Annotated in this window: 6 protein-coding genes and 2 pseudogenes; 3 read left to right on the forward strand and 5 right to left on the reverse strand. The window is 71.6% G+C overall.

The genetic code is table 11. The features are described from left to right. Positions 1-609: 609 nt before the first annotated feature. Together RIF68_RS16530 and RIF68_RS16535 are read right to left on the reverse strand one after the other, a co-directional pair. Positions 610-1,365: pseudogene (locus tag RIF68_RS16530) on the reverse strand (transposase family protein). A gap of 44 nt (positions 1,366-1,409) precedes the next feature. Further along, complete coding sequence (locus RIF68_RS16535; protein ID WP_309052026.1) at positions 1,410-1,754, reverse strand: hypothetical protein; 345 nt, start codon at positions 1,752-1,754, stop codon at positions 1,410-1,412. Between the two features lie 451 nt (positions 1,755-2,205). Between RIF68_RS16535 and RIF68_RS16540 the strand changes: the two genes are divergently transcribed. Both RIF68_RS16540 and RIF68_RS16545 read left to right on the forward strand, forming a co-directional pair. Further along, positions 2,206-2,730, forward strand: a complete 525-nt coding sequence (locus RIF68_RS16540) for a hypothetical protein (protein WP_309052027.1) — start codon at positions 2,206-2,208, stop codon at positions 2,728-2,730. 5 nt (positions 2,731-2,735) lie between these two features. Beyond that, the gene (locus RIF68_RS16545) at positions 2,736-4,928 is read left to right on the forward strand and encodes a M48 family metalloprotease (RefSeq protein WP_309052028.1); all 2,193 of its coding nucleotides are present in this window, start codon (positions 2,736-2,738) and stop codon (positions 4,926-4,928) included. Positions 4,929-5,650: 722 nt separating this feature from the next. On the opposite strand, the gene RIF68_RS16550 is transcribed toward RIF68_RS16545, so the two are convergent. The 3 genes from RIF68_RS16550 to RIF68_RS16560 form a co-directional block, all read right to left on the reverse strand. Then, on the reverse strand, positions 5,651-6,265 hold the full coding sequence (locus RIF68_RS16550; protein ID WP_309052029.1) for an FMN reductase: 615 nt from the start codon (positions 6,263-6,265) through the stop codon (positions 5,651-5,653). Continuing rightward, on the reverse strand, positions 6,262-7,359 hold the full coding sequence (locus RIF68_RS16555) for an LLM class flavin-dependent oxidoreductase (protein WP_309052030.1): 1,098 nt from the start codon (positions 7,357-7,359) through the stop codon (positions 6,262-6,264). Before RIF68_RS16555 ends, RIF68_RS16550 begins: the two co-directional genes overlap by 4 nt. A gap of 150 nt (positions 7,360-7,509) precedes the next feature. Beyond that, positions 7,510-8,346: an alpha/beta hydrolase gene (locus tag RIF68_RS16560; RefSeq protein WP_309052031.1), complete on the reverse strand. Its 837-nt coding sequence runs from the start codon at positions 8,344-8,346 to the stop codon at positions 7,510-7,512. Between the two features lie 312 nt (positions 8,347-8,658). Between RIF68_RS16560 and RIF68_RS16565 the strand changes: the two are divergent. After that, positions 8,659-9,173 (forward strand): annotated as a pseudogene (locus RIF68_RS16565) (transcriptional regulator); the annotation flags it as partial.

Below are 9,173 nucleotides of genomic sequence, written 5' to 3' on the forward strand. Positions count from 1 at the left end.
GCCCTCACGCAGGGGCGTGACATAGCGGGTCGCTACGACCTCTTGCAACACTTTCCCGGGCCACCCATCTCTTCTGCCTTGTCAACCACGGACGACTTCTGCGGGGCGTAGCGGCGGGAATCGCCGGTCGACGACGCTGGGGAGAATCTGGGGAGTTCCGGCCGGCGGGCCGGTCTCCCCGCTCCCCCAGCAGACCGTCGATGACGCCGCGCCCCTTGCTGCCGGCCTCCGGCATGAAGGGAGCATAGTAACCGAGGGTGATCGCCCGCGAGGAGCGTCCGAGCCACCGGGTCAGGGTCACAACGGACACTCCGGCTTCCAACACGATCGAGGCGTAGGTGTGCCGGAGCACGTGGGAACCGTCCTTGGGGGCCGCCGCCCACTGCCAGGCTTTCGCCCCCTAAGGACGTGGCGGGAATGACTGCCGCCTTGGCCAAGGCGGGCTTCCAGGTGTAGGTGTTCCACGTGTTCACCGCGACGGCGTTGCCGAAGCGCGTGGTGAGCAGGAGGGAGAACTTCTTCCTCTCCCCGTCCGGCTTGCCCCACGGCAGCTCCACCTCTACCGGCGGGAAGGCTTCGATGTGACGCTTCAGTGAGCCTTTTCCAACTTCAGGTTGAGGCGTGGTGAAGGACGACGACGGCCTTCACCACGTCCGTGATCTGGGTTGTGCTGCAGCGGAGCTTCCGCAGGAGGCGCCAGCCCTTGAGGGTGGCCATGGCGCGTTCGCCGAGGCAGCGGATCTTGGCGTGGGTGCTGTTGTGGCGACGCTTCCATCGCTTGAGGCGATGGCCGCGAAAGGGCACCCGGACAGGTCCACCGGCTCCTTGGTACGCCTTGTCCGCCCAGCATTTCAGGTCCGCATCGGCAAGGGCTTCGATGAGCCCGTGGTGGCGTGCGGCGGTCAGGTCGTGCGTTGATCCGGGCAGAGCCGGCGACGCCCAGAGCAGCCGCCCAGACGGGTCGGTGAGGACCTAGACGTTCATGCCGTGGCGTTTGTGTTTCCCGGAGTAGTACGGGGTGTCGGCGGCGATCCGGTCGATCGGCAGCAGGGTGCCGTCCAGGATCACGAATGCCTTCATCCGGATCGTCGTCATCGCCTTGGCCAGGGACGGGGCGAGGGCGGCCAGTACGTCGACGGCCTCGCGTATGTAGCGGAAGGCGGTCGCGATCCCGATACCGAATCCGGCGGCGAGCTGGGCGTAGGTGTCGCCGCACCGCAGGTGGGCCAGGGCGAGCAGGGCCTGGCGCCCTGGTGTCAGTCGTCGCCACCGCGTTCCGATCTCCTGCCGCCGGACGGTGAGTTGTCCAGCCAGATACCGCAGGGTGCGACTGGACAGGTCGATCGACGACGGATAGACAAGCACGCGAAGCTCCTGGGCAGCACGGTGGATCTTGGTCGTGACACCGTCTACCAGGAGCTTCGCCGTTGCGCAGGAACGTCCAACTCGTGGCTGGTACGACCAGGTTGGGAAAGGCTCACTGCCCGGGCGCGGAGAAAATCCACGGCCACCAGGTTCCAGTGCCGGTCGATCAGATGGGCCGGACGGGGCAGCCAGGAGTCCATCACGCGACACAGCCCGTCCGGGACGCGGCGGCCGGACACCGGACGCTCCCGCGGCGGGTTCAACCCGGCGAACCGATAGAGGTGTGCGCGTTCGGAGCCGTCCCTCCGCAGCACCCGGGCGATCGCGTCGAGCCCCTCGGCGGAGACATTGATCTCCCGGCCTTGCTTCAGCCACGTGTAGCAGGACACCCCGGCCCCGGCGAGTGCCGCGACCTCCTCGCGGCCAGCCCCGGAGTACGCCGACCGCGCACGTCACCGACCGCCAAGCCGGCCTCCGCTGGAGTGATCCGAGCCCGTCGCGACCGCAGGAAGTCCCGCATCTCGGCGCTCCGTCGAGTCCGCGCCCCGGCGGGAAGCTTGGCGATCTCCATCCAGCCGGCGTAGATCCTGCACCGGCCCTCGGGTCGGGCCGCCCCCGGGCCCGTACCCGGCAGCGCGCGCACCGGCCGATGCCCAGCCCGACGCCGCCGATTCCACCGCCCGTGGACGGCGACCCGGCCGAGACCGGTTCCTCGCGCGGCAGAATCCGGCCATCGATCCCCGCAGTGGCTCCCGTGGCACCGGGGCCCGGCGTACCCTGCGCCGCATCGGGCGGGATGTCGGAGCGACGGGGGTCGGGGTGGCTACGTACGACCGGGATATGGCGACGCGGCTGGCGCGGAAGGCGGTGGCGCTCGTCGCGCCGCACGAATTGGCACAGTTCGAGCTGACGGCACAGGCCTTCCACAGCGCTCCGGAGCACATCCGGGCCGGTCACGCCGTCCGCCGCGACGATCCGCTGGGCTTCGGCCTGGAGACCGCGGCCACCCTGCTCGGCACGGTCTCCCTGCTGACGGCGGTGCACGTACTCGACCACTTCTCCCAGCAGGCGGCCGGACAGATGGCCGACACGGCCCGACAAGGCCTGCGGGGGCGCTTCCGCCGGCGTCGCCGCGTGCCTGAGGCGGCGCCCGCGCTGCCCCGCCGCGCACCCCTGTCGGCCGAGCAGCTCGCCGAGCTGCGCCAGGTGGCCCGTGCCACCGCGCTGCGCCTGAGGGTTCCGGAGGCGCAGGCCCAGGCCCTCGCCGACGGCATCGTCGCCGAACTGGCCACAGCGGTACGGGAGTCGACCGCGGGCGAGGGGAGCGGAGAGGCCCCGGCCGGCTCGGCCGGCGGACCGGGATGACGTCGGTGCCGCCGCCGTCTCGCGGGTCCGGCCCCGCGACCGGACCCTTCGCCCTGCCCTCGGGTACGACGGTCCGCTTCGTCCTGCTCATCGCGGCGGTGACGGCGGTGACGGCCCTCGTCGCCAACTCGGTGTCGGCCACGCTCGTGAACGACGCCGACCTCCCGCAGTTGGCGGACTACCTCGACTGCCTCGCCGCGGCGGCGGACGAGGCCGCGGCACGGCGGGCGGAGGACCCGTCCGTCTTCGTCCCCGAACCTTTCGAGGACGGCTGCCACGACCCCCGAGGAACGGCGGAATGGGTCCCGGCGGCCGCCACGGGCTTCCTCCTTCTGTTGATCCTCGGCGCCTACCTGGCGCTGCCCCCGTGGCGTATCGCCCGTCGCCGCTACCGCCCGCTCACCGGCATGCCGGAGCTGTCGGCCACCCTCACCGCGCTGGTCGCCGAGACCGGCGTACGCGCGCGCGTCACCTTCCTGACCGAGCCGCTCGACCCGACGATCGCCGCGCTCGCCTTCGGCCGGGTCGGGCGGCGGTACGTGGTGCTCAGCGGCGGGCTGCTGGCACTGTCCGCCCACGACCGGGCGGCGTTCCGGGCCGTCGTCCTCCACGAGCTCGCGCACATTCGCAACCGGGACCTGGACGTCGGCTTCCTCACCCTGATCGTGTGGCGGATGTGCGGACCGCCGGTGCTGGCGTTCGCCGGGCTGGCGTTCCTGCTCGCTCCGGTCCTCCAGGGGGCGGTCGTGGTCCTGGTGTACGCCTTCGCCGCCCAACTCGGCCTGCTGGCCCTTCTGGTGACGCTGCTGAGCAGGGCGGTGCTCCGAAGCCGCGAGCTGTACGCCGACGCACGCGTGTGCCGATGGGAGGGCGGGGGCGCCTCCTTGCGGCGGCTGTTCGAAAGCCAGGCCCGCGCGCACGCGCCGCAAGGTCCAGCGGCCGGGCGCGGCGGCCGCGGTGCGACGGGCCTTCTGCGGGCCCATCCGACGCCGGCCCGGCGCCTGGCGGCCTTGGAGGACGACAGCGCGCTCTCCCGCGTCAGCTTCTGGGACCTGGGAGCCGTCGGCGCCGTGGCGGCCTTCGTCCACCAGATCGTCGCCCAGGGGCCCGCCGGCGGCGGGTTCCGCGGCGGCCGGCTGCCCGACCACTTCTCCGTGGCGCTGGCCGCGGGCCTGCTCGTCACGGCGGCGGGGACCGTGGTGTGGCGGGCGGTCGCCCGCGGATCGGCGCTCCGGGTGCGCGCCGCCGGGATCGGACTCGGCCTCGGGACAGGGGTGGTGACCGTGCTCAGGCCGAGCGGACTGCAGATGCTGGCGACACTCGGGGGCAAGGGCCTCTCGTACGTGCTGCCGTACGCGGCCCTGCTGTGCCTGGCCGGATGGGCGCTGGTGCGCTGGCTGGTGACGGTGGCCGAGGCCTGGCAGCCGGTGGTGGAGCGCGCACGCCGGCCCCACATGCTGTCCGCCCTCGTCCTGACGCTCTCGGCGGCCGGCCTGACCACCACGCTCGCGTACCTTCTCTCGCTGCCGAGCCTGGTCGTCTACGCCGCGTCGTTCATCGCCCCCGAGGCGCCGGGCGCCCTGGTCCTCGTCGGCAGCACCGTGTACCTCCTCGGCGACCGCCTCTCCACCGTACTGCTCCCGATCCTGCTGACCGGGGCGTTGATCCCCCTGCTCGGGACCGTCCTGGCGGGCCGCCGACGCGACAAGGGGCTCGGAACCGGCTTCGGGCCACCGAAGCCGGTCGGCCCGCTCGTCGTACGGCTGGGAGTGCCGGCCGCGCTCGCGGCCGCCGTCCTGAACCTCGTGCTCGCCGTCCTCGACCCCTTTCCGGAGTACGCCTGGCTCCTGCTGCTCGCGCTCTTCGGCCTCGCGGAAGTGGGCGCGGCCGTGTGGGCGACCCGCGACGAGGCGTCGCTCCGCCTGGTGCGTGGCCTGGTGGCCGTCCTCGGCTGTGGTCTATTGGGCGCCCTCGGCTGGATCGTCCTCGTCAAGTCGATGACGTCCTGCCTGCCCGGCGGCGTGCCGTGCGGCCCGCTCCCCGACGTCGGCCAGTTGCGTGTCGCCGTCCTGGCCATGACCTCGACCGCCGTACCCGCCTGGCTGACGTTCGCCGCGGTCGACACGCTCACCACCGCCGCCAGGCGCCGCCGCCGACCGCCCCCACCGGTGCCGGGGCCGCTGCACCGCCCCTGGTGACGCCGGCCGGCGACGGCTCGTGCGAGGACCGCGCGCGACCTCGGGAGACGGGGTCGCGCAGGCGTGGAACACCCCGCACATGCGAGGGCGACACGGTGGAGTGACCGGCGGCGGGCTTCGTCAGTCGGGGAAGGAGAAGTACAGCGTCTCGCTGTAGAAGGACCCGAAGTGCCCAGCGCGGCGACCGGGAGCCGCGAGGCCAGCGAACAGGCCGCGCCGCTCCAGGCGGATAAGCGCCCTTGTGACGGAGACAGACCAGGTGATCGTGGAAGGCACCGTTGTCCGACCGCAGGGCTGCGGCCGGCGCGGTCCAGGAAGAACGCGTTCTGAAGGACACCCCCTGCGGACGGCCGTTCGGCACAGGCAGTTCCTGCCGAGCCTGAACCGACACCTACCCGGGCAAGGAGGATGCGTTGGCACTGGCGACGGCGTCGATCCCGCTGAGGGTGCCCCGCCAAGGACGATGACAGGGAGCCGCTGAGGGCCGCGTCCCGCAGACGCTCCCCCGGTTCCTGAAGGAGTCGGAACCACCGGCCCGGCGTGGTTGGCGAGGTTCCGCAGACGGGCGGCGTCCCACAGGGGCGTTCCATCGGAGAGCAGCCCGCCGAAGAGCGGGCCGAGCGCGCTGCCGATTGCGCGTCGGGGTCCGCGGCTCCTTGGAACAACACGTGTGTTCACACTCCAGCATGCCGCATCTCGCTCGGGCGAGGAGTCCCCGGGCCTCAGTCGAAGCGCAGGTCGGCGAGCTGCTCTTCGAGGGCGGTGACGTCGTCCGCCAGATCGGTCCGTGGCGGGCGGGCCGCCATGAGGGCAGCCAGCTCACCGCCTGCCCGCCGGACGCGCGCGGGCAGGCCCTCGGTGTACTCGTCTCCCCCCGACCCCCAGTCCTCGGACGCCGCGTACACCGCGGTGGGAGTGACGGCGGTGCGCAGATAGGCGAACAGCGGCCGCAGCGCGTGTTCCAGGACCAGGGAGTGGCGTGCGGTACCGCCCGTCGCCGCGATCAGGACCGGCTGCCCGGTGAGGGCGTCGGGGGCGATCACGTCGAAGAAGGACTTGAACAGCCCGCTGTAGGAGGCCGTGAACACCGGGGTCACGGCGATCAGGCCGTCGGCCGCAGTCACCGCCTCGATGGCGGCGGCCAGTCGCGGCGGTGCGAAGCCGGCCACGAAATGGTGGGCGATGTCGTCGGCGAGGGTGCGCAGCTCGACGACCTCCGTCGACACGGGGTGGCCCTGACCGCCGAGATCGGCGCGGGCCGCCTCGGCCAGCCGGTCGGCGAGCAGGCGGGTGGAGGACGGCGTGCTCAGCCCCGCGGAGACGACGGTCAGCTTCACGCGGCGGTCACCCCCCGCTGCCTCGCGTCGGCGGTGACGAGGGTCGCGTGCGTCGGCGCGTCGGGCACGTCGGCGGAGCGCCCGTTCGCGAACTCCTTGCGCAGCACGGGCACGACCTCTTCGCCGAGGATGTCGAGCTGTTCCAGAACGGTCTTGAGGGGCAGCCCGGCATGGTCCATCAGGAAGAGCTGACGCTGGTAGTGACCGACGGTCTCCCGGAAGGAGAGGGTCCGCTCGATGACCTGCTGGGGTGAGCCCACCGTCAGCGGGGTCTGCTCGGTGAATTCCTCCAGGGACGGCCCGTGGCCGTAGACGGGTGCGCTGTCGAAGTACGGGCGGAACTCCCGTACGGCGTCCTGGGAGTTCTTCCGCATGAAGACCTGGCCTCCGAGGCCCACGATGGCGTCCTCCGGACGGCCGTGGCCGTGGTAGGCGTAGCGCCGCCGGTAGAGCTGGACCATGCGCCGGGTGTGGTCGGCCGGCCAGAAGATGTTGTTGTGGAAGAAGCCGTCACCGTAGAACGCGGCCTGCTCCGCGATCTCCGGAGACCTGATGGATCCGTGCCAGACGAACGGCGGGACGCCGTCCAGCGGCCGGGGTGCTGAGGTGAAACCCTGGAGAGCGGTGCGGAACGTGCCCTCCCAGTCCACCACGTCCTCACGCCAGAGCCGGCGCAGCAGCGCGTAGTTCTCCTTGGCGAGGTTGATGCCCTGGCGGATGTCCTGTCCGAACCAGGGGTACACGGGGCCGGTGTTCCCCCGCCCCAGCATAAGGTCGACCCGGCCGTCGGCCACGTGCTGGAGCGTCGCGTAGTCCTCCGCGATCTTCACCGGGTCGTTGGTGGTGATCAGCGTCGTGGCGGTGGAGAGGATCAGCTTCTCGGTGCGGGCCGCGATGTAGCCGAGCAGGGTGGTCGGGGACGACGGGACGAAGGGCGGGTTGTGGTGCTCGCCGGTCGCGAAGACGTCCAGGCCGACCTCCTCCGCCTTGAGTGCGATGGCGATCATCGCCTTGATGCGCTCGTGTTCCGACGGTGTACGGCCGTCGGTGGGGTCGGGGGTCACGTCCCCGACGGTGAAGATGCCGAACTGCATGGGCTCTCTGTTCTCCTGTCTGGTTCCCGCGGTCGTGGGCCGGGAGCATCCGGGTGGCGTCGGGGATCCGCCATCACCCGGCGCGGGGGCCGGGGCGGCCCCGGCCCCCGCGTGGCGGTGCGCTCACCGTGCGGACCGGCGGGTGGGGCGTCACTTCGCCAGGAAGGCGAGGAGGGCGGTGTTGACCTCCTCCGCATGGGTCCACAGCAGGCCGTGCGGGGCGCCCTCGATCTCGACGTAGTCGGCGGAGGCTAGCGCCTTGTGGAAGGGGCGCGCGGTGCCCTCGGCCAGCAGGATGCGGTCGGCCGTACCGTGCAGGATGAGGGCGGGTACGTCGACGGCGGGGATGTCGGCGCGGAAGTCGGTGTACCAGCTGGACGGCGCGGCGGACGCGGCGAAGGAGCCGCCGCGGGCCGCGGTGTTCCAGCTGTTGCGGACGGCCTCCTCGCTGATGCGGGTGCCCAGGTTCTCGTCGAGGTTGTAGAAGTCCTGGAAGAAGGCCGTGTAGTAGGCGTACCGGTCGGCCTTGACTGCGGCGACGACTCCGTCGAAGAACTCCTTGGGGGCCACGCCGTCCGGGTTGTCGTCGGTCTTGAGCAGGCAGGGCTCCAGCGAGGCGAGGAAGGCGACCTTGGCGACGCGGGCGGAGCCGTACGTGGACACGTAGCGGGCGACCTCGCCGGTGCCCATGGAGAAGCCGACGAGGACGGCGTCGTTCAGGTCGAGGGTCTCCATCACGGTGTTCAGGTCGGCCGCGAAGGTGTCGTAGTCGTAGCCTGTCGTCGGCTGGGACGACCGGCCGAAACCGCGGCGGTCATACGTGATCACGCGGTACCCGGCGTCGAGCAGCGCGGCGCTCTGCCGCTCCCAGGAGTGGCCGTCGAGCGGGAAGCCGTGGATGAGGACGACCGGCTGACCGGCGCCGTGGTCCTCGTAGTAGAGGTCGATGACGGTGGTGTTCTCCTGGCCCACGGTGATGTACGGCATGGGTCTCTCCTCGGTGCGAAGTGGCTGGTCCGCGCCTCGGTGCGGCACGGAACGCCGTCACGCTACGGCCGGGGAGGCGCCGCCTCTTGCCGAGCCATGCACCACGTCTTGCCCCGGAGCGCAGCGAGCTGCCCGGCTCGACGCGGGCCGGTGGTTCCAGCACCGGACGCGCCCGTCGGCTCCCGCGATTCCTGCCTGTGGTTCTGCCTGGAGACGGAAAGGGCCCGCTGCTTGGCTGTTCAGTGCGAGCGGGAACCCGGGCCCGTCGCGGCCCTGGAGTCACTTCCCTGAGCGGAGAGCCTTGTGAGCTTGGTGTTGACGACCGCCTCCGTGCCGGACCGGGACAAGGTCGCGTACTGGAACGATGCGGTGAGCAGGACGCTGGTGCCGATGACGGTGGCCCCCCGGGGCGACGGGCCGTTCGACGGCCGGATCACCACCGACAGCCTCGGATACCTCCAGGTCTCCACCATGGAGGCCGACGCCAAGCGGGTCAGCCGCACGCCGGCGCTGATCGCCAGGTCGTCCGAGGCGCTGGTGGCGGTCGGTGTCCAGATATCCGGCACGGCCACCTTCGTCCAGGACGGCCGGCGGGCCGAGCTGGGCGAGGGCGACCTGGTGCTGTACGACACGAACCGACCGTACTCCTTCGACTATCCGCAGCGGTTCGCCACGCACGTCTTCCAACTCCCGCGCCGCACGCTGGGCATGCCGGACAGCGACATCCGGCAGGCCACGGGCAGCACCATCGGCATCGAGGACGGCTTCGGCGCGATGCTGCTCCCTTTCCTGGCCACCCTGGCCTCCTCCTCGGCCGACGACTACCC

This window comes from Streptomyces sp. (assembly GCF_031178505.1).
In the GTDB taxonomy this organism is placed as follows: domain Bacteria; phylum Actinomycetota; class Actinomycetes; order Streptomycetales; family Streptomycetaceae; genus Streptomyces; species Streptomyces gulbargensis.

What these genes read in the sequence shown, in the direction of transcription:
- RIF68_RS16540 (WP_309052027.1), top strand. Translation starts at nt 2,206, where the DNA reads ATGGCGACGCGGCTGGCGCGGAAGGCGGTGGCGCTCGTCGCGCCGCAC.
- RIF68_RS16555 (WP_309052030.1), bottom strand. Translation starts at nt 7,359, where the DNA reads ATGCAGTTCGGCATCTTCACCGTCGGGGACGTGACCCCCGACCCCACC.
- RIF68_RS16560 (WP_309052031.1), bottom strand. Translation starts at nt 8,346, where the DNA reads ATGCCGTACATCACCGTGGGCCAGGAGAACACCACCGTCATCGACCTC.